At 70.1% G+C, this 18,278-nt stretch carries 20 protein-coding genes; 15 read left to right on the forward strand and 5 right to left on the reverse strand.

Annotated features, from left to right (window positions below; translation table 11 throughout):
• Positions 1-17: 17 nt before the first annotated feature.
• Positions 18-431: an SsgA family sporulation/cell division regulator gene (locus ABZ027_RS17885; protein ID WP_356769233.1), complete on the reverse strand. Its 414-nt coding sequence runs from the start codon at positions 429-431 to the stop codon at positions 18-20.
• A 239-nt stretch (positions 432-670) separates the two neighbouring features.
• On the opposite strand from ABZ027_RS17885, the gene ABZ027_RS17890 reads away from it, so the two are divergent.
• Complete coding sequence (locus ABZ027_RS17890) at positions 671-2,356, forward strand: RDD family protein (RefSeq protein WP_356769235.1); 1,686 nt, start codon at positions 671-673, stop codon at positions 2,354-2,356.
• A 116-nt stretch (positions 2,357-2,472) separates the two neighbouring features.
• Positions 2,473-3,177: an RDD family protein gene (locus ABZ027_RS17895; protein WP_356769237.1), complete on the forward strand. Its 705-nt coding sequence runs from the start codon at positions 2,473-2,475 to the stop codon at positions 3,175-3,177.
• A gap of 16 nt (positions 3,178-3,193) precedes the next feature.
• Here the strand turns inward: ABZ027_RS17895 and ABZ027_RS17900 are convergent, their stop codons facing one another.
• A complete protein-coding gene (locus tag ABZ027_RS17900) occupies positions 3,194-3,517 on the reverse strand; it encodes a hypothetical protein (RefSeq protein WP_356769239.1) in 324 nt (107 codons plus the stop codon).
• A gap of 443 nt (positions 3,518-3,960) precedes the next feature.
• On the opposite strand from ABZ027_RS17900, the gene ABZ027_RS17905 reads away from it, so the two are divergent.
• Positions 3,961-6,303: an immune inhibitor A domain-containing protein gene (locus ABZ027_RS17905; RefSeq protein WP_356769241.1), complete on the forward strand. Its 2,343-nt coding sequence runs from the start codon at positions 3,961-3,963 to the stop codon at positions 6,301-6,303.
• A 133-nt stretch (positions 6,304-6,436) separates the two neighbouring features.
• Positions 6,437-6,778 carry a hypothetical protein gene (locus tag ABZ027_RS17910; protein WP_356769243.1) on the forward strand — a complete coding sequence of 114 codons (342 nt, stop codon included), beginning with the start codon at positions 6,437-6,439 and terminating at the stop codon, positions 6,776-6,778.
• Between the two features lie 89 nt (positions 6,779-6,867).
• Here ABZ027_RS17910 and ABZ027_RS17915 read toward each other — a convergent pair whose 3' ends face one another.
• Entirely contained in the window at positions 6,868-7,278 is a 411-nt protein-coding gene (locus ABZ027_RS17915) for an MmpS family transport accessory protein (protein ID WP_356769245.1), read from the reverse strand.
• A 286-nt stretch (positions 7,279-7,564) separates the two neighbouring features.
• Between ABZ027_RS17915 and ABZ027_RS17920 the strand changes: the two genes are divergently transcribed.
• From ABZ027_RS17920 to ABZ027_RS17930, 3 genes are all read left to right on the forward strand, one after another.
• Positions 7,565-7,993, forward strand: a complete 429-nt coding sequence (locus ABZ027_RS17920; RefSeq protein ID WP_356769340.1) for a GntR family transcriptional regulator — start codon at positions 7,565-7,567, stop codon at positions 7,991-7,993.
• Positions 7,994-8,111: 118 nt separating this feature from the next.
• Positions 8,112-9,056 carry an ABC transporter ATP-binding protein gene (locus ABZ027_RS17925; protein WP_356769247.1) on the forward strand — a complete coding sequence of 315 codons (945 nt, stop codon included), beginning with the start codon at positions 8,112-8,114 and terminating at the stop codon, positions 9,054-9,056.
• On the forward strand, positions 9,053-10,066 hold the full coding sequence (locus ABZ027_RS17930) for an ABC transporter permease subunit (protein WP_356769249.1): 1,014 nt from the start codon (positions 9,053-9,055) through the stop codon (positions 10,064-10,066). Before ABZ027_RS17925 ends, ABZ027_RS17930 begins: the two co-directional genes overlap by 4 nt.
• Positions 10,067-10,091: 25 nt before the next feature.
• Here ABZ027_RS17930 and ABZ027_RS17935 read toward each other — a convergent pair whose 3' ends face one another.
• On the reverse strand, positions 10,092-10,682 hold the full coding sequence (locus tag ABZ027_RS17935) for a nicotinamidase (RefSeq protein ID WP_356769251.1): 591 nt from the start codon (positions 10,680-10,682) through the stop codon (positions 10,092-10,094).
• A gap of 135 nt (positions 10,683-10,817) precedes the next feature.
• Positions 10,818-12,164: a nicotinate phosphoribosyltransferase gene (locus tag ABZ027_RS17940; protein WP_356769253.1), complete on the reverse strand. Its 1,347-nt coding sequence runs from the start codon at positions 12,162-12,164 to the stop codon at positions 10,818-10,820.
• Between the two features lie 8 nt (positions 12,165-12,172).
• Here ABZ027_RS17940 and clpS point away from each other — a divergent pair, with 8 nt between their 5' ends.
• From clpS to ABZ027_RS17980, 8 genes are all read left to right on the forward strand, one after another.
• Positions 12,173-12,538 carry an ATP-dependent Clp protease adapter ClpS gene (gene clpS / locus ABZ027_RS17945; protein WP_356769255.1) on the forward strand — a complete coding sequence of 122 codons (366 nt, stop codon included), beginning with the start codon at positions 12,173-12,175 and terminating at the stop codon, positions 12,536-12,538.
• A gap of 77 nt (positions 12,539-12,615) precedes the next feature.
• Entirely contained in the window at positions 12,616-13,218 is a 603-nt protein-coding gene (locus ABZ027_RS17950; protein WP_356769257.1) for a DUF2017 domain-containing protein, read from the forward strand.
• Positions 13,219-13,621: 403 nt separating this feature from the next.
• Positions 13,622-15,058, forward strand: a complete 1,437-nt coding sequence (locus tag ABZ027_RS17955; protein ID WP_356769259.1) for an amino acid permease — start codon at positions 13,622-13,624, stop codon at positions 15,056-15,058.
• A gap of 129 nt (positions 15,059-15,187) precedes the next feature.
• Positions 15,188-15,610, forward strand: coding sequence for a M67 family metallopeptidase (locus ABZ027_RS17960; RefSeq protein WP_356769261.1), 423 nt, complete (start codon positions 15,188-15,190; stop codon positions 15,608-15,610).
• A 34-nt stretch (positions 15,611-15,644) separates the two neighbouring features.
• Positions 15,645-16,691 (forward strand): LacI family DNA-binding transcriptional regulator, encoded by a 1,047-nt coding sequence (locus ABZ027_RS17965; protein ID WP_356769263.1) that lies wholly within the window; start codon positions 15,645-15,647, stop codon positions 16,689-16,691.
• An 88-nt stretch (positions 16,692-16,779) separates the two neighbouring features.
• Complete coding sequence (locus tag ABZ027_RS17970; RefSeq protein ID WP_324606347.1) at positions 16,780-16,875, forward strand: putative leader peptide; 96 nt, start codon at positions 16,780-16,782, stop codon at positions 16,873-16,875.
• A gap of 152 nt (positions 16,876-17,027) precedes the next feature.
• On the forward strand, positions 17,028-17,306 hold the full coding sequence (locus tag ABZ027_RS17975) for a MoaD/ThiS family protein (protein WP_356769266.1): 279 nt from the start codon (positions 17,028-17,030) through the stop codon (positions 17,304-17,306).
• Between the two features lie 16 nt (positions 17,307-17,322).
• The gene (locus ABZ027_RS17980; protein ID WP_356769268.1) at positions 17,323-18,273 is read left to right on the forward strand and encodes a cysteine synthase; all 951 of its coding nucleotides are present in this window, start codon (positions 17,323-17,325) and stop codon (positions 18,271-18,273) included.
• Positions 18,274-18,278: the final 5 nt, after the last annotated feature.

The following is an 18,278-nucleotide window of genomic DNA, read 5'->3' on the forward strand; positions in this document are numbered from 1 at the left end:
CGCGAGCCCCGGCACGGTCACTGGGCGAGCAACTGGTCGAGTTCGCCGTCGATCCCCAGCTGCTCGCCCTCGGTCCCCGGCGGTACCGCCCGCAGCGTCCGCTCCAGCCAGGCGGACATCTGGGCGGCCGGGGCCTGGAGGAGGGCGTCACCATCAGGTGAACTCAGCGCCATCAGGACGACGCCGCGGCCGTCCACCCTCGCCGGCCACACCCGCACGTCCCCGTACCCGCACGGCCGGAACACCCCGTCCACCAGGAGATCGCGGGAGAACGTCCAGTTCACCGGCTGCTCGGAGGCGGTGTGGAAGGTGATGTGGACGGCGTACGGGTCGTCGGTGCGGTACCCGAGCCGGGCCGGGACCGGGATGTCGTGGTCCCGGGAGAGAATCAGTCTGAGCTCCACGTCGCGCTCGACAACGGTGTATCGCATGGCGGTGTTTCCTCTCTCGCGCTCGCTCGCAGGGGCCCGCGGTGGGCCGGTACGAGTGGAGAGGCGCGGGAGCGGTGCGCATTACGCGGGTTCGGAGGATTTCTTTCCGGATCTGTGAAGCCGGTGCACGGCATTGCCCGAAAGGGGGTGGGTCCGGCGGGACTGGCGGTGGGGGTTGCGCCGGTCTGATAGATGTGGAGGCCCCCATTTGACCCCCGAGCAGATACGGGACGACGGACATGAGCGCCCCAACCCCGGCACCTGGTGACGACAGGCCCCGCGAAGGGTATTACCCGGACCCGTCCATTCCTGGATATGTCCGGTACTGGAACGGTGCCTCCTGGGTACCGGGCACCAGCCGTCCGGCACCGACCGACGGCGTACCGCTCGCGCCGCCGTCCGGCGCGGATGCGGATCCGTCCCCGGCCGCCCCGGTCGAGGAGACGGGGCCGCACTTCTTCGACGAGGACCCGCCCCCGGCCGGTGACCAGCACGGTGACCGGCCCGAACCCGCGGCCGCCTGGGGCGCAGACCGATCCCGGCAGTCGGGCTTCGGCGGCGACCAGGACCGCCGGGTGTCGTGGGGGGCACCGCAGGGTGCGGATCCGCGGGTGCCGCGCGCGGCGGGGCCCGCTGACGGCCCGCCCCAGCCGGAGGGCCGCTCCGCCCGTACCGACGGCAGCGCGACGATCCCGCCCGCCGACCAGGACGAGGCCGGCAACACCTTCCTCTTCCGTCGGCCGACGCCCGGACCCGGGGGAGCGGCGGGCGGCGCCGACGGCGGAACTCCCGGTGTCCCGGGCCCCGGTGGCCCCGTCGACGAGGGCACCGTGACCTTCCGCGCGCTCTCCCCGCGCGCGGCCCAGCAGAACGGGGCGGCGGGGGCGCATCAGGGGAGCACGGGCACCCCGGGTGCCGGAAGCGCGCACTCCGCTCCCGGTGCGGTCCCGGGAGCGTTCGGCGCCCAGTTCTCGGCGGGCGCGGGGCATCGGGAGGCCGGGCCCGGCGCCGCAGCCCAGCCGGGCATCGGCGCCCAGGCCACGCCCCCGGACGCCGCCGCGTCCGCTGAGTCCTCCGGCGCTCCCGGAACGCCCGGGTTCGGGGCCGGTAAGGCCGCCGCCGCGCGTGCGGCGGGCGCGCAGGGGCAAGCGGGGGCCGCAGCCGCCGCCCAGGCCGCCGCAGCGGCCCCCAGTGCCCTCTCCGGCCCTCAGCAGACGCCTCTCCAAGCCGCCGCCCCGAGCGTGCCCCAGCAGCCCGGCGTGCCTCAGCAGGGAGCCGTGCCCCAGCCGGGCGGCCCCATGGCGCCCGGCGCCGGTGGCGGGCAGCCCTCCTGGGCCCAGCAGGTGCACCGGCTCGCGGGCGCGTCCGACGACGAGCAGCCCGTCGTGCCCTGGAAGCCGCCCGTGGACGACGTGTTCCAGGCGGCCGCCAGGCGGCAGTCGTCGGCCCGTCCCGCCGGACTCGGCAAGCGGCTGGGCGCCCGGCTCGTGGACACCATCGTCCTCGCCGCGGTCACCGCCGTGGCCGCCGTACCGCTCGGCACGAAGGCGCTCGACCACGTCAACGAGAAGATCGACGTGGCCAAGCAGTCCGGCGAGACCGTCACGGTCTGGCTGCTGGACGGCACGACATCGACGTATCTGGGCATCGTCCTGGCCGTCCTGCTGGTCTTCGGCGTCCTGTACGAGGCGCTGCCCACCGCCAAGTGGGGCCGCACCCTTGGCAAGAAGCTGTTCGGGCTGGACGTGCGGGACATCGAGGGCGGCGAGGCCCCGTCCTTCGGTGCCGCCCTGCGCCGCTGGCTCGTCTACAGCGTGCCCGGTCTGCTCGCCATCGGCGTCCTGGGTGTCCTGTGGGGCCTGTTCGACCGTCCGTGGCGCCAGTGCTGGCACGACAAGGCCGCGCACACGTTCGTCGCGGGCTGAGCGGACAGAGCGAACGCACCGCAGGATGCGCGCAGGCCGGGAGTACCGCAGGCCGCGGTACTCCGGACGGCCGCTCGCCGGATGCGGAGCCGGAGGGTTCGCGGTCGACTCGGGCCATGAGCACCGAACCGCCCCCCGGCTCCGGTCAGCCGCCGGAAGACGACCCGTTCAGGAAGCAGCCCCCGCCCTCCGAGGGTTCGGGTTCGCCGTACGGCGCTCAGCCCCCGCCCCACGAGGGCGGTGACCCCTACGGAGGCGGCGGCCCGCGCGGGGGCGGCGACCCGTACGGGGGAGGCGGCGGCGACCCGTACGGAGGCGGTGGCGGCGGTCCGTACGGCGGTGGTGGTCAGTACCCCGGCGACCCGCTGGCCGGTATGCCGCCGCTCGCCGACAGCGGCCGGCGCACGCTCGCCCGGATCATCGACATGATCATGGTCGGGATCGTCGTCTGGCTGCTCACCTGGGCCATCAACGTCCACGAGTACGACTTCGACAACGACAAGATCGAGTACAGCAAGTCCCTCGGACAGTCGATCGTGGCGGCCGTGCTCTACATGGCCTACGACACCATCCTGATGAGCCGGACGGGCCAGACGTTCGGCAAGAAGTGGCTGGGCATGCGGGTGGCCAACCTGGACAACGGGGCCACCCCCTCCGTGCAGACCAACCTGATCCGCTCGGCGGTGCTGTGGATCCCGTTCGCCTTCTGCTGCGCCTGTGTCTGGACCGCGATCGCGGGCGGCTGGAGCTTCTTCGACAAGCCCTACAAGCAGGGCCTGCACGACAAGGCGGCCAAGACGGTGGTGGTCAAGACGGACTGAGCACCCGTAGGCCGGGTCAGGAGGCGGCCCGCTCGTGCACCGGCCGCTCGGGCGTCACCGCGGCGACCGAGACCGCCGGTACGGGCGCCTGTGGCGTCTGTGCCCTTTCGGTGGGCTGTGCGGCGGGCTGGTCCACCGCGGCCACGCGGGACTTCGGCATCGGGACCGTCATGGCGACCAGCAGCCCGAGGGCGAGCGCCGCGACGGCGATGATCGCGATCCCCACGCCGGAACTCGTCTGTGACAGCAGCAGCATGGCGAACGTCGAGCAGATCACGGTGCACGAACCGTAGGCGAGCTGTGCGGCCGTCGGGCGAGGCGTGACAGTCGGACGAGGCATGGCAATCGTGTCCTCGGAAGTGGGGGTCCACGGGGGCGTCGGCCTGGCTTTCCGCCGAATTCAGGGCGTTCCGCCAATCGACTCTAATCGCCTGCATGCCCGAGCGGAACGACAGGTAAGCGTGACCTGACCAACAGGGCCGGTGCACGGGGGGCGCACGGGTTCATGCGGTCCAGCAGGTGGACAGATCCGCGCGCCCGTTCGATGAGCCCCCGGCGCCCTGCCGACCGGAGGCCGACGTGCCCGGGGCGCACTCCGGCGTTCGTAAAGCGGACGCCAACTCCGCATAGTGCAATTGACTTGTCCAAGTCAAGATCTGTCTTTTCTCGCCAACCTCTAGTCCAATGTCGTCACTTGACTACACGCGTTGAACACGCGCGCGCGGACACACCAGGCGAAGGCCCCCCTCCTTCCGCGCGCCCGGACGCGGGGGAGGAACTCAAGTGACCAGCAGATCCTGGCAGTTCAGAACGGCGGCGACGGTGGTCGCGGTGGCCGCGGCCACCGCCACCTTCTCGACCTTCGCGGTCGCCCAGGCCGACTCGACCGCCGCGGGCGCGCCCGCGGCCGTGGACGGGAACGACCCGCAGCCGGCCAAGAGCAGGGAGCACGACTTCGACGGCCCGCTGTCCAAGACGCGGGAGGCGCAGCGCGAGGAAGCACTCGACCAGGTCATATCCGGCGCCGCCAAGGTCAAGGACCGGGACGGTTCGAAGGTCGTCAAGCTCAAGGGCGAGGACAAGTACGTCGAGGTCGGCCGCGAGAAGACGGACAAGATCTTCACGATCCTGGTCGAGTTCGGCGACCAGGTCGACAGCCGCTACGGCGGCACGCCCGGCCCGCTGCACAACCAGATAGCCCAGCCGGACCGTGCCGACGACAACAGCACGGCCTGGCAGTCCGACTACAACCAGCAGCACTTCGAGCAGCTGTACTTCGGCACCGGCAAGAACACCGAGTCGCTGAAGAAGTACTACGAGAAGCAGTCCTCGGGCCGCTACTCCGTCGAGGGCGAGGTGACCGACTGGGTCAAGGTCCCCTACAACGAGGCCCGGTACGGCTCCAACGACGCGACCACCGGCGCCTGGTACGCGGTCCGGGACGGCGTCACCGCCTGGGTCGCCCAGCGCGAGGAGGCCGGTGACACCCCCGCCGAGATCAAGGCCGAGCTCGCCGAGTTCGACCAGTGGGACCGCAACGACTTCGACGGCGACGGCGACTTCAACGAGCCCGACGGCTACATCGACCACTTCCAGATCGTGCACGCCGGCGAGGACGAGTCCGCGGGCGGCGGCGCGCAGGGCGAGGACGCGATCTGGGCCCACCGCTGGTTCGCCTTCGGCACCGACGCCGGCTCCACCGGCCCCGAAGGCAACAAGCTCGGCGGCACCCAGATCGGCGACACCGGCATCTGGGTCGGCGACTACACCATCCAGCCGGAGAACGGCGGCCTGGGCGTCTTCGCCCACGAGTACGGCCACGACCTGGGCCTGCCCGACGAGTACGACACCTCCGGCGGCGGCGAGAACTCCACCGGTTTCTGGACCCTGATGTCGTCCGGCTCCTGGCTCGGCACCGGCAAGGAGTCCATCGGCGACCTGCCCGGCGACATGAACTCCTGGGACAAGCTGCAACTCGGCTGGCTCGACTACGACATCGCCCAGGCGGGCAAGAAGTCGAACCACACCCTGGGGCTCGCCGAGTACAACACCAAGAACCCGCAGGCCCTCGTGGTCCAACTGCCCGACAAGACGGTCACCACCAAGATCGTCACCCCGGCGCAGGGCACCAGGCAGTGGTGGAGCGGCAGCGGCAACGACCTGCGCAACACGCTCTCCCGGACCGTGGACCTGACCGGCAAGTCCGCCGCGAGCCTGACCCTCGACGGCTGGTGGGACACCGAGACGGACTACGACTACGTCTACACCGAGGTCTCCACGGACGGCGGCGCCAACTGGACGCCGATCGACGGCAAGCTGGCCGACGGCAGCGCCGTCCCGCGTGACGCCAGCGGCAAGCCCGCCCTCACCGGCACGGTGGACGCCCATCAGAAGCTGACCTACCCGCTCGACGCCTACGCGGGCCAGAAGATCGGCCTGCGCTTCCGCTACCAGACCGACGGTGGCGTGGCCCAGAAGGGCTTCACGGCCGACGAGATCACGGTGACCGCCGACGGCGCCCCCCTGTTCTCCGACAACGCCGAGTCCGCCGACGCCGCTTGGGCCGCGAACGGCTTCTCCCGGGTCGGCGCGTCCATCACGGACGACTACCCGCAGTACTACATCGCCGAGAACCGCCAGTACGTGTCGTACGACAAGACCCTCAAGGTCGGCCCGTACAACTACGGCTTCTCGACGACCCGTCCGGGCTGGGTGGAGCACTACGCCTACCAGAACGGCCTGTTGATCTGGAAGTGGGACACCTCCCAGGCCGACGACAACACCAGCCAGCACCCCGGTCAGGGCCTGATCCTGCCGATCGACTCCCACCCGACGCCGCTGAAGTGGTCCGACGGCACGCTGATGCGCAACCGCATCCAGGCCTACGACTCGACCTTCAGCCGGCAGCAGACGGACGCGATCACGCTCCACAACGCGGGCGTCCCGACCAAGATCAAGTCACGGGCCGGTGTCCCGGTCTTCGATGACGGCACGTCGACGTACTACGACGCCTCGAACCCCCTCGCGGGCGTCAAGATCACTGACACCAACACCCGGATCAAGATCTCCAAGGAGCCGCTGGACGGCTCCACGATCTCGCTCCAGGTCGGACCGTCCGCGAAGTAGACGGTATTTCCGCAGGTCAAACGCGTATCGGCGGCAACCCCCTGGCGGGTTGCCGCCGATCGTGTTTAGGTGCGTCCTGTGACTCCCTTATTGACACCGACCACGACGCCGACTCGCACGGGGGTATGACCGCATGGCCGCAGGAGGTTTCTGCAAGCTGCCGACCGGCAGTGTGGTGGTGGCGCTGAACCTGCCCAGCCCCGCCGCCGAGAGCGTGGGCTCGGTCCGCGTCCTCGTCCATGCCCGCAACCGTGCGCGCGCCCTGACCAGGCTGCGCAACCTGGGCATGCGCGCGGTCTACCTGCGGGGCAACGCGGCCCCGCCGACGCCGGACGAGATCACCGCGGTCCTGCACCACCCGGACGGTTTGATATGGCGCACGGCGCCTGACAACGGTGTCGTCGGACCGGAACTGGTCCAGGAGCTGTGGCGCCCCATCCGGTCGCTGCTGAGGCGCCCGACGACATCGGCGTGACAGGGCCGACCATGACGACACCGGCGTGACGGGGCCGACCGTGACATAGCGCCCCGGCGGCCGTGGGTTCGGTGGTGCCGGTCCCGGGGTCACCCCGTGACCGGGGACTCCGCGATGCAGCCGCCGGTGGCCACCAGGCCCTTGCCGCGCTGCTCCTCCAGCACCTTGCCCTTGTGGGTGATCTTGCACGTGACCTGGGCGCCTTCGGGGTCCGTGCCGATGGGCATGACCCCCGCGGGCATGATGCCGCGCAGGGTGACCGTCTTCGTCCAGGGCAGCTTCGGCTTCTTCACCGACTCGATCTTCGGCTCCATGGCCGTGCCGCCGCCACCGTGGAAGTCGATCGACTCGACGCTCTTCCCGGTGACCTCGTAGGTGACCTCGTACGTCTCGTCCACCGCCTTGTCGACCTTGTCGACCGTCTCGGAGCAGGAGCTGAGGCCGAGCGCGAGGCCTGCGACGGCGACGGAACAGACGGCGGCGCGGACGGTGCGGTTCATGGGATCCCCCCGGATCGTGAAGGTCGGAGCCCGCAGCCAATCGCAAACAGAAAGTAAAGTCAACCGGGTTGTAAGCCAATGAATGCGCAGGTCAGCGGACCGGCGCACCTTTGGCATGCGTCAAGGGCGTGGAAGTGCCGCCCGTTCTGGAGGGTCTCCCCCCGCCCCAGGCAACGCGACAGACCCGCGGCGTGCGTCCGCCACGCCGCCGGCGCCCCGACCTGTGAGCTTTGACAGATGCGCGGTCAGTACTTCACCATCATTCCACTAGTCGACTAGTGGAATGATGGTGAAGCGGTTGGAGTTCCGTATCGACCGGCGGAGCGGGATCGCCGCCTACCAGCAGATCGTGCAGCAGACCAAGCAGGCGCTGCGGCTGGGCGTACTCGTGCCCGGGGACCAGTTGCCCACGGCCAAGGCGGTCGCCCAGACCTCCGCCGTCAATCCCAACACCACGCTCAAGGCGTATCGCGAACTGGAGCGGGAGGGTCTGGTCGAAGCGAGGCCGGGCCTGGGGACCTTCGTCCGGCAGTCGCTCGCTCGTCCACAGGCGGCGGCCGATTCGCCGCTGCGCGGTGAGCTGGAGGCCTGGATGGACCGGGCCCGCGAGGCGGGTCTCGAGCCGGACGACGTGACCGCTCTGGTCACGTCGGTGATGGAGGAGCGGTACGCCGCGACCTGGCCCGCTGCCGACCAGGCGGGCACGCAGGCGTAACAGACTTAACAGACGTAACAGGCACAACGAGCGCAACGAGCACAACGAGCGCAACAGGCGCAACAGGTACAACAGGCGCAACAGGCGCAACAGGAACCATGGGAACAAGAGGACACGCATGATGAGCTACGAGACAGGCCACGGGGGGTCGGCGGACACGTCCGCGATAGAAGCCCGTGGGTTAGGCCGGAAGTACCGCCGGGGCTGGGCGCTGCGGGACTGCTCCTTCCGGCTGCCGGCCGGGCGGATCTGCGGTCTGGTGGGCCCCAACGGGGCCGGCAAGACCACGCTGATGGCCATCGCCGCCAACCTGCTGGAGCCGACCACCGGCACCCTGCGCGTGTTCGGTGCGGCCCCGGAGTCCGCGGAGGCCACTCGGCGTACCGCGTTCCTCGCCCAGGAGAAGCCCCTGTTCCGGCGCTTCACCGTCGCCGAGACCCTGCGCATGGGCCGCGAACTGAACCCCGACTGGGACCAGCGGGCCGCCGAGAACATCGTCCGCGCGGGCAATGTGCCCTTCGACGCGAAGATCGGCACGCTCTCCGGCGGCCAGCGCACCCGGGTGGCCTTCGCCGTCTCCTTCGGTAAGCGCCCCGACCTGCTGCTCCTCGACGAGCCGATGTCCGACCTCGACCCGCTGGTGCGCCACGAACTGATGGGCGTCCTGCTGGCCGAGGCCGCCGAACACGGCACCACCGTGCTGATGTCCACCCACATGCTCGCCGAGCTGGAGAACACCTGCGACTACCTGCTGGTCATCGCGGGCGGCGAGCTGCGCATGGCCGGTGAGGTCGACGAACTCCGCACCGCCCACACCCTGCTGACCGGGGCCCACTCCGACGGGCGGACGCCCCCGGAGCTGGCCTACCACACGGTCGTCGAAACCCGTATCAGTGGACGGCAGTTCACCTCGCTGGTCCGCCCCGACGGGCCGGTCACCGGCCCATGGCAGGCGAGCACCCCGAACCTGGAGGAACTCCTGCTCGCCTATCTGCGCTCACCCGAAGCCCCGCCGCTGATCGGTCCCAGCTCCTACGTCGCCCCGCAGGCGGTGGCGGCATGAGCACGATGATCAGCACCGGCAGCACCTCCTCCGACTCGGTGCGCACCGAAGCCGGCCGTGGCCGCCGCCTCCGGCTCAGCGGCATGAACTGGCTCGTCTGGCGTCAGCACCGCGCCGCGTACTGGACGCTCCTGGCCGTCGCCGCCATCGCCGTCGCGGTGATGGTCTACCAGCGCCAGCAGATGATGACGTACCTCGAGGGGTACGGCTATCCCCACCTGAAGGACGGCTGGGAGGACAAGTTCGACCCGGCGCCGCTCAACTCGACTTCTCAGGTGCTCCAGCTCCTGCCCGTCCTGATCGGTGTCTTCCTCGGTGCGCCCCTGCTCGCCGGCGATCTGGAGAGCGGCACCGCCAAGCTCGTCAGCGCTCAGTCCGTCAGCCGGGTCCGCTGGATCACCACCAAGCTCGGTGTGAGCGCACTCGTGGTCGTGGTGTGCACCACGGCGGTCTCCGCCGCGTTCACGTGGTGGTGGTCACCGGTCAGGCCATCGTCGTACGCCCTGAGTTGGTACGACGGTGCCGGCTTCGACAGCAGTGGACCCATGCCCGTGGCACTCACCCTGCTCACCGTCGTCGCCGGCGTGGCGATCGGCATGCTGCTGCGGCGGACCCTGCTGTCCATGGTCGTCACCCTGGGCTTCGCCGTCGTCCTGCGGCTGGTCTGGTCGCACTTCCGGATGTCCCTCGGGAACGTCGTCACGGCCACCACCCACAACGGTGTCACGGGGGACAACGTCTATCCGAACCTGCCCGACAGCGCCAACGTCGTGGACCAGTCCTACCTCACGGCCTCGGGCGACACCATCGGCTGGGGCAGTTGCAACGCGGCGACGGACAAGGCCGTGAACGCCTGCCTGGAGAAGGCGCAGGTGGTCGGCTGGTCGGTCGACTACATCCCGATGTCTGAGATGTCCGGCATGCAGTGGCTCGGCGCCTCGATCCTGCTGGCTCTGACCGTCGGCATCGCGGCATTCATCATCGTCTGGGGTCGCAAGCGCCTCGTCTGACCATCCGGCCAGGCCCGCGCAGGTCCTAGGCCACCACGGGCTTGCCGGACAGTTCGACGCCCGCCCCCCGCATCTCCTCCAGCGCCCGCCCGGTCGTGGCCTCGGCCACCCCGGCGGTCAGATCCAGCAGGACCTGGGTACGGAAGCCCTCCCGGGCCGCGTCCAGCGCGGTGGCGCGGACGCAGTGGTCGGTCGCGATGCCGACCACGTCCACCTCGTCGACCTCGCGGGCCCGCAGCCAGTCGGCGAGCGTCACCCCGTTCTCGTCGGCACCCTCGAACCCGCTGTACGCCGCCGCGTACGCCCCCTTGTCGAAGACGGCGTCGATCGCGCCGGAGGCGACCACGGGGGCGAAGTTCGGGTGGAAGCCCACCCCCTCGGTGCCGGCGATGCAGTGCGCCGGCCAGGAGTGGACGTAGTCCGGGTTGTCGGCGAAGTGGCCGCCGGGCGCGATGTGGTGGTCGCGGGTGGCGACGACGTGCTGGTAACCGGACCCGCCCGCCTGACCGATCAGCTCCGTGACAGCGGCGGCCACATCGGCACCACCGGTCACGGCGAGGCTGCCGCCCTCGCAGAAATCGTTCTGCACGTCTACGACGATCAAGGCGCGGCGCATGGTCGGTGTCCTTCGACTATGGGGTCGGGGAAGAGAAGGGGTGCCCGGCCGGTGAACCTCCGAGCCTACGGACTGGAGAGGCGGGGCGGGAGGGGGCGTCGCAGGGCGCGAGCGACAGGGACGGGCGCACCCGCTCTAACTACCCGAGCGCCCCTGTACATACTCCGTCGGAATGACCGGTTCCCCGCGGGACAGCTGGGTCGCCGACAGCGGCAGGCCCGCCCGGGCGGCCGCGTGCCGGTCGCGGGCCACATCCAGCGGCTCCCGCGCGACGACCTCCCCGCCCCTGACCAACTGGACCAGCAGTTGACGCTCGGCCAGCTCGGCCGGCACCGGCCCGGTGCCGACGACCTCGGTCTCCGCGGACCCGTACCGGTCCAGCCGCCGCGCGGCCCACTTGCGGCCGCCGATGGACGTCTTGCCGCCGGAGGACTTCTTCGCCACCGGCACCAGCGGGGCCTTCGGGTCGGCGGTCTCGGCGCGGGCGACCAGCTTGTAGACCATCGAGGCCGTCGGGTGCCCGGAGCCGGTCACCAGCTGGGTGCCGACGCCGTACGCGTCCACGGGCGCCGCGGCCAGCGACGCGATGGCGTACTCGTCCAGGTCCGAGGTCACGATGATCTTCGTGTCGGTGGCGCCCAGCTCGTCCAGCTGCTGCCGTACCCGGTGCGCGACCAGCAGCAGGTCCCCGGAGTCGATCCGCACGGCGCCCAGCTCGGGCCCGGCGACCTCCACGGCCGTCCGGACGGCCTCGGCGACGTCGTACGTGTCCACGAGCAGCGTGGTGCCCCGGCCGAGCGAGTCCACCTGGGCCTGGAAGGCGTCCCGTTCCTGGTCGTGCAGGAGGGTGAAGGCGTGGGCGGAGGTGCCCACGGTGGGGATGCCGTAGCGGAAACCGGCCGCCAGGTCCGAGGTGGTGGTGAAGCCGCCGACGTACGCGGCGCGCGCGGCGGCGACCGCGGCCAGTTCGTGGGTGCGCCGGGCCCCCATCTCGATCAGTGGGCGCTCACCGGCGGCGGAGGACATCCGGGAGGCGGCCGCTGCGATGGCCGAGTCGTGGTTGAGTATCGACAGGATCACGGTCTCAAGCAGCACGCACTCGGCGAACGAGCCCTCGACCCGCATGATCGGCGAGCCCGGGAAGTAGACCTCGCCCTCGGGATAGCCCCAGACGTCACCCGAGAAGCGGTACGCGGCGAGCCAGTCCGACGTCGCCTCGTCGACGATGGAGTGCTCGCGCAGGAAGCCGAGGACGTCCGCGTCGAAACGGAAGTTCTCCACCGCGTCCAGGACGCGCCCGGTGCCCGCCACCACGCCGTAGCGGCGCCCCTCCGGCAACCGCCGGGTGAAGACCTCGAACACGCTGCGCCGTTCGGCGGTACCCGCCTTCAGCGCGGCCTGCAGCATCGTCAGTTCGTACTGGTCCGTGAAGAGCGCCGTCGAGGGAACGTCCACCGGCAGCCCAAGGTCCGCTGTGTTCATAGGAACGGATGCTACCCCCATTTCGTCAGTGTGACGATTTACGGGGAGCGTGGCAGCATGGCCATGTGACGTCACCCGCTCCCCTAGAGATCGAACGCACCGAGTCGGCGGAGGAGGTCTTCGCCGTCCCCGAGTCGGACGTCCCCTGGATCACCATCGTCCACAACGACCCGGTCAACCTCATGAGCTATGTGACGTACGTCTTCCAGACGTACTTCGGCTACTCCAAGGACAAGGCCACCAAGCTCATGCTCGACGTCCATCACAAGGGCCGGGCGGTCGTCTCCAGTGGTACCCGCGAGGAGATGGAGCGCGACGTGCAGGCCATGCACGGCTACGGTCTGTGGGCCACGCTCCAGCAGGACCGCAAGTAGTCCGGCAGCCGCCGACAGGTACCCCGACAGACCGCCGAGAAGCAGCCCAGCAGACCGCCAAGCAGCGAAAAGATTCCATGCCAGGACACTTCGAACCGCTCCCCGGCGGCGGCGCGGCCGTCGCCCTCGACGACGTCGAGATCTCCATCATCCGGTCGCTGGCCGTCCAGCTCCTGGAACTCATCGGCCCCGGCCCAGCCGAGGACGCCCCCGACGACCCGCTCGCCGAGCTGTTCGCCGAGGGCCCCAGCGAACCCCCGTCCGACCCGGTCCTCAAGCGGCTCTTCCCCGACGCCTACAGCGACCCGGAGGGCGCCGCCGGGCCGAAGCGCGCCGAGGAGGAGCGCGAGTACTCCGCCGAGTTCCGCCGCTACACCGAGAACGACCTCAGGGCCGGCAAGCGGGAGAACGCCCTCGCGGTGATCCGCTCCCTGGACGCGCTCAGTCCGTCCGGCGAGGGCGGCGCGATCCTCAAGCTGGCGCCCGGTGAGTCCCAGCAGTGGCTTCGTTCCCTCAACGACCTGCGGCTGGCGATCGGCTCCCGGCTGGAGATCAGCGACGAGGACGACGGCGATCTCCTGTACCACCTCCCGGACGACGACCCGCGCAAGCCGATGGTGATGGCGTACCTGTGGCTGGGAGGGCTTCAGGAGACGCTGGTGACCACCCTGATGCCGTAAGCGCGGGGGAGCGCGTGGGAGTGTGGGTGACACAGGGCGAGCGCGGGTGAGCGCTGGGCATATGCCCCATCTTGTGTAGATTCTGTGTTCGCTCAACGGACGCTCAAATCCGGATAACGATCACATCACCGCGGCGGGCACCTATGACCCTCCGCGGTGTTCTTTGTCCGGTTCTTCTTGTGCGCTGCCTCACATGTCACGCCAGTGATCAGTGTTGCGGCCGTGATAAATCTTCACGACCGCCCGGCGAACACCACCCATGTCCGTCCGGGTGCGCCACCGAGCCGGCGACCGCCGGCCAGGCACGAGCGGACTCCGCTCAGCTCCAGCAATCCGGGGGGATCGAGATCCGATCCGTGGCCGACGAGAGGCCCGGGTCGGCATGGAGAAAGGCGCACCACACATGACCTCAGCGCAGGTCGACAAGGAAAAGGCCCCTAAGGAGTCGGAAGAGGGGTACGAGCGCGGACTCGGCAGCCGCCAGGTCCAGATGATCGCGATCGGCGGCGCGATCGGCGTCGGCCTCTTCCTGGGAGCCGGGGCGAACATCGCCAAGGCCGGACCCAGCCTGATCTTCATGTACGCCCTCGCGGGCGTCATCATCTTCTTCATCATGCGGGCGCTCGGCGAGCTCCTGCTCTACCGCCCGGTCTCCGGCTCGTTCGCGGAGTACTCGCGCGAGTTCCTCGGCCCGTTCTTCGGCTACTTCACCGGCTGGACGTACTGGCTGATGTGGGTGGTCACCGGTATGGCCGAACTGACGGCCGCCGCGATCTACGTGAACTACTGGTTCCCGTCCATCCCGCAGTGGGTGACGGCCCTGGTCTTCCTGGTGGTTCTGTTCGGGGTCAACCTGATCTCCGTGAAGCTCTTCGGCGAGCTGGAGTTCTGGTTCTCGATGGTCAAGGTCACCGCCCTGATCGGCATGATCGTGATCGGCCTCGGCGTCCTCACCTTCGGCTTCAGCTCCGCCGGTGACACCGCCGCCGTCTCCAACCTGTGGGCCTTCGACGGCTTCTTCCCCAAGGGCATCGGCTCGTCCCTGATGACCCTGCAGGGCGTCATGTTCGCCTACCTGGCCGTCGAACTCGTCGGTGTCACCGCCGGAGAGTCTGAGGACCCGGAGAAGACCCTCCCCAAGGCGATCAACACCCTGCCCTGGCGGATCGCGCTGTTCTACGTCGGCGCCCTCACCGTCATCCTCTGCGTGGTGAAGTGGACCGAGTTCGCCGACGGGGTGAGCCCCTTCGTGGAGGCCTTCGCCAAGATCGGCATCCCGGCGGGCGCCGGCATCGTCAACTTCGTCGTGCTGACCGCCGCGTTGTCCTCCTGCAACTCCGGCATGTACTCCACGGGCCGCATGCTGCGGAACCTGGCCGACAGCGGTGAGGCCCCCAGGGTCTTCAGCAAGCTGTCCGCGTCCAGGACCCCCGCCTTCGGCATCACCGTCTCGGTGCTCTTCATGGGCATCGGCGTGATCCTCAACTACATCGTCCCGGAGAAGGCCTTCGGCTACGTCACCTCGGTGGCCACCGCGGCCGGCATCTGGACCTGGCTGATGATCCTGATCAGCCACGTCCTCTACCGCCGCGCGGTCGAAGCGGGCCGCCTGCCCGCCTCCTCCTTCCCGGCGCCGGGCGGCTCGAAGTGCAGTTACGTCGCCATCGCCTTCCTGCTCTTCGTCACCGGCCTGATCGCGTACGACGCCGACGCCCGCGTCTGTCTGTACGTGATGGCGCTCTGGTTCGTGTGCCTGGGAATCGGCTGGCTGGTCCTCAAGAGCCGCAACGCGGGCGGCACCGCTCGCCGCGACGCGGAGTTCGAGAAGGTCGCCCGCTAGCGGGTCGGACGTCCGGCCACCGGGAACTCTCGTGGAGCCCCCGGCGGCCGCCGCTCAGGACGTCCGCCATGTGGGCCGCCCCGTACCACTCCTCGGTACGGGGCGGCCCCTTTGCTTATCCTGACCAGCATGCTGACCATCACCCAGGCCCTGTTCGACCAGATCGTCGCCCACGCACGCGAGGACCACCCCGACGAGGCGTGCGGCGTGGTCGCGGGCCCGGCGGGCACGGGCCGCCCCGAGCGTTTCATCCCGATGCTGAACGCCGCCCGCTCGCCCACGTTCTACGAGTTCGACTCCGGCGACCTGCTCAAGCTCTACCGCGAGCTGGACGACCGGGACGAGGAACCCGTGATCATCTACCACTCCCACACGGCCACCGAGGCGTACCCGTCCCGCACCGACATCTCCTACGCCAACGAGCCCGGCGCGCACTACGTCCTCGTCTCCACCGCCGACACCGACGAGGCCGGCCCCTTCCAGTTCCGCTCCTTCCGGATCCTGGAGGGCGAGGTGACGGAGGAGGAGGTACAGGTCGTCGAGGCATACTGATCGTCGTACGCCCTGACAACTCGCCGTATCGGAGATGGTGTTGACGCGACGGACGACCGGTCACCGTCCCACGCTCGAGGACGTCGCACGGCGCTCGGGGGTGTCGAGGTCCACGGTGTCCCGGGTGATCAACGCGGAGCCCAGGGTGAGTGCCGAGGTCGTCGACCGCGTCCGGCAGGTGATCGTCGAACTGGGTTACGTGCCCAACCAGGCCGCCCGCCAGCTGGTCACCCACCGCACCGGCGCGGTCGCGGTGGTCGCCGCCCAGCCGGAGAACCGCCTCTTCCTCGACCCGTTCTTCGACCTCCTCCTGCGCGGCATCCGCCGGGAACTCGCAGGCCACGGCGCCCAGGCCGTCCTGCTGTTCCTGGACGACCCCGACGACTACGCACGGGTCGCCGACTACCTCGGCGGCGGCCATGTCGACGGCGCCCTCCTGTTCTCCCTGCGGCCCGGCGACCGACTGCACGAGATGGTCGACCGGATCGGCCTGCCCGCCGTCTTCGGCGGCCGTCCGCTGCTGCGGGACGGGGACCCCGAGCGAGGCGGCCAGGCCTACGTCGACGGCGACAACCGCGGGGGCGCCCGGCAGGCCGTCCAGCACCTGGTCTCGCTCGGCCGCTCCCGCATCGCGACCGTCACCGGCCCCTACGACCAGGAGAACTCCGCCGCCGACCGGCTCGCCGGGTACCGGGACGTCCTGCCCGCCGCCTCCACGGACCTGATCGAGCGGGCCGACTACACCCTGCGGGGCGGCGCCGACGCGATGGCCGCACTGCTGCGGAGGCAGCCCGGCCTGGACGCCGTCTTCGTCGCCTCGGACCTGATGGCGTCCGGCGCGCTGCAGACGCTGCGGGAGAGCGGACGCCGGGTCCCCGAGGACGTGGCCGTGGTCGGGTTCGACGACCTGGCGGAGATCGCCGAGTCGACCGACCCGCCGCTGACCACCGTCCACCAGGACGTCGAGGAGATGGGCCGCCTGATGGCCCGGCTGCTGTTCGACATCACACAGAACCCCGGCGCGCCGACCCGGTCCTCGGTGGTCGTGCCCACCCGACTGGTGCTCCGGGAGTCCGCGTGAGCTGGCCAGTCTCACTCTCCGGCCGTCAACCGCCCACGATGTGAGACCGTACTCCGGGATCCGGACCGGGAATCGATACGATGAGCCCATGGTTCTTGACGACGTGAGCGAGAAGACGCCGGGCACGCTGCTCGTGGCGCGGCTGCACGTCGACCTGTGCAGGCTCGCCAGCGCCATCTGTTGACGCTGCCCCGTGCCGCCGTACGGCCGTGAGCCGGTGGGGGCACCTCCCGCGTGAGCGAGGCCGAGCGCGGGAGAACCTCACCCGTACAACCCAGCTGTACCGCGCTGTCGTGCGCCCACCGACCTGACCACTTCCGACAGGAGCCCGCAACCATGGCCATCGAGGTCCGCATCCCGACCATCCTCCGCACCTACACCGACGGCCAGAAGGCGGTGGAAGGCAACGGGGACACGCTCGCCGAGCTCTTCGCCGACCTCGAGAACCGTCACACCGGAATCCAGGCCCGCATCGTGGACGGCGACCAGCTGCGCCGCTTCGTCAACGTCTACCTCAACGACGAGGACGTCCGGTTCCTGGACGGCATCAACACCAAGCTCGCCGACGGCGACAACGTCACGATCCTGCCGGCCGTGGCCGGCGGCATGGCCTAAGGCCCGCTGACCACCCATGCGTTACGACTCCCCGCTGGCCGCGGTGGGCAACACCCCTCTGGTGCTCCTGCCGCGGCTCTCGCCGTCCGCCGACATCCGCGTCTGGGCCAAGCTGGAGGACCGCAACCCCACCGGCTCGGTCAAGGACCGGCCCGCCCTGTACATGATCGAACAGGCGGAGAAGGACGGCCGCCTGACTCCCGGCTGCACCATCCTCGAGCCCACCTCCGGCAACACCGGCATCTCCCTCGCCATGGCCGCCAAGCTCAAGGGCTACCGCATGGTGTGCGTGATGCCGGAGAACACCTCGCAGGAGCGCCGGGACCTGCTCGGCATGTGGGGCGCCGAGATCGTTCCCAGCCCTGCCGCGGGCGGCTCCAACACCGCCGTACGGGTCGCCAAGGAACTCGCCGCCGAGCATCCCGACTGGGTGATGCTCTACCAGTACGGCAACCCGGACAACGCGGGCGCCCACTACGCGACGACCGGCCCGGAGATCCTCGCCGACCTCCCGTCGATCACCCACTTCGTCGCGGGCCTCGGCACCACCGGCACCCTGATGGGCGTCGGCCGCTACCTGCGCGAGCACAAGCCGGACGTACAGATCGTCGCCGCCGAACCGCGCTACGACGACCTGGTGTACGGCCTGCGCAACCTCGACGAGGGCTTCGTCCCCGAGCTGTACGACGCCTCCGTCCTCACCACCCGCTTCTCCGTCGGCTCCGCCGACGCGGTCACCCGCACCCGCGAACTCCTCCAGCAGGAGGGCATCTTCGCGGGCGTCTCCACCGGCGCCGCCCTGCACGCGGCGATCGGCGTCGGCAGGAAGGCGCTGAAGGCGGGCGAGAGCGCGGACATCGCGTTCGTCGTCGCCGACGGCGGCTGGAAGTACCTCTCCACCGGCGTCTACACGGCGGCCACCACCGAGGAGGCCATCGAGGCGCTCCAGGGGCAGCTCTGGGCGTAGGGCTG

The sequence above is a fragment of the Streptomyces sp. NPDC006332 genome (assembly GCF_040612855.1).
In the GTDB taxonomy this organism is placed as follows: Bacteria; Actinomycetota; Actinomycetes; order Streptomycetales; family Streptomycetaceae; genus Streptomyces.

Excerpts from the sequence above, each read along its gene's own strand:
- ABZ027_RS17885 (WP_356769233.1), bottom strand. The coding sequence starts at position 431 with ATGCGATACACCGTTGTCGAGCGCGACGTGGAGCTCAGACTGATTCTC.
- ABZ027_RS17890 (WP_356769235.1), top strand. The coding sequence starts at position 671 with ATGAGCGCCCCAACCCCGGCACCTGGTGACGACAGGCCCCGCGAAGGG.
- ABZ027_RS17895 (WP_356769237.1), top strand. The coding sequence starts at position 2,473 with ATGAGCACCGAACCGCCCCCCGGCTCCGGTCAGCCGCCGGAAGACGAC.
- ABZ027_RS17900 (WP_356769239.1), bottom strand. The coding sequence starts at position 3,517 with ATGCCTCGTCCGACTGTCACGCCTCGCCCGACGGCCGCACAGCTCGCC.
- ABZ027_RS17910 (WP_356769243.1), top strand. The coding sequence starts at position 6,437 with ATGGCCGCAGGAGGTTTCTGCAAGCTGCCGACCGGCAGTGTGGTGGTG.
- ABZ027_RS17915 (WP_356769245.1), bottom strand. The coding sequence starts at position 7,278 with ATGAACCGCACCGTCCGCGCCGCCGTCTGTTCCGTCGCCGTCGCAGGC.
- ABZ027_RS17920 (WP_356769340.1), top strand. The coding sequence starts at position 7,565 with ATGGTGAAGCGGTTGGAGTTCCGTATCGACCGGCGGAGCGGGATCGCC.
- ABZ027_RS17925 (WP_356769247.1), top strand. The coding sequence starts at position 8,112 with ATGATGAGCTACGAGACAGGCCACGGGGGGTCGGCGGACACGTCCGCG.
- ABZ027_RS17930 (WP_356769249.1), top strand. The coding sequence starts at position 9,053 with ATGAGCACGATGATCAGCACCGGCAGCACCTCCTCCGACTCGGTGCGC.
- ABZ027_RS17935 (WP_356769251.1), bottom strand. The coding sequence starts at position 10,682 with ATGCGCCGCGCCTTGATCGTCGTAGACGTGCAGAACGATTTCTGCGAG.
- ABZ027_RS17940 (WP_356769253.1), bottom strand. The coding sequence starts at position 12,164 with ATGAACACAGCGGACCTTGGGCTGCCGGTGGACGTTCCCTCGACGGCG.
- clpS (WP_356769255.1), top strand. The coding sequence starts at position 12,173 with ATGCTACCCCCATTTCGTCAGTGTGACGATTTACGGGGAGCGTGGCAG.
- ABZ027_RS17950 (WP_356769257.1), top strand. The coding sequence starts at position 12,616 with ATGCCAGGACACTTCGAACCGCTCCCCGGCGGCGGCGCGGCCGTCGCC.
- ABZ027_RS17955 (WP_356769259.1), top strand. The coding sequence starts at position 13,622 with ATGACCTCAGCGCAGGTCGACAAGGAAAAGGCCCCTAAGGAGTCGGAA.
- ABZ027_RS17960 (WP_356769261.1), top strand. The coding sequence starts at position 15,188 with ATGCTGACCATCACCCAGGCCCTGTTCGACCAGATCGTCGCCCACGCA.
- ABZ027_RS17965 (WP_356769263.1), top strand. The coding sequence starts at position 15,645 with ATGGTGTTGACGCGACGGACGACCGGTCACCGTCCCACGCTCGAGGAC.
- ABZ027_RS17970 (WP_324606347.1), top strand. The coding sequence starts at position 16,780 with ATGGTTCTTGACGACGTGAGCGAGAAGACGCCGGGCACGCTGCTCGTG.
- ABZ027_RS17975 (WP_356769266.1), top strand. The coding sequence starts at position 17,028 with ATGGCCATCGAGGTCCGCATCCCGACCATCCTCCGCACCTACACCGAC.
- ABZ027_RS17980 (WP_356769268.1), top strand. The coding sequence starts at position 17,323 with ATGCGTTACGACTCCCCGCTGGCCGCGGTGGGCAACACCCCTCTGGTG.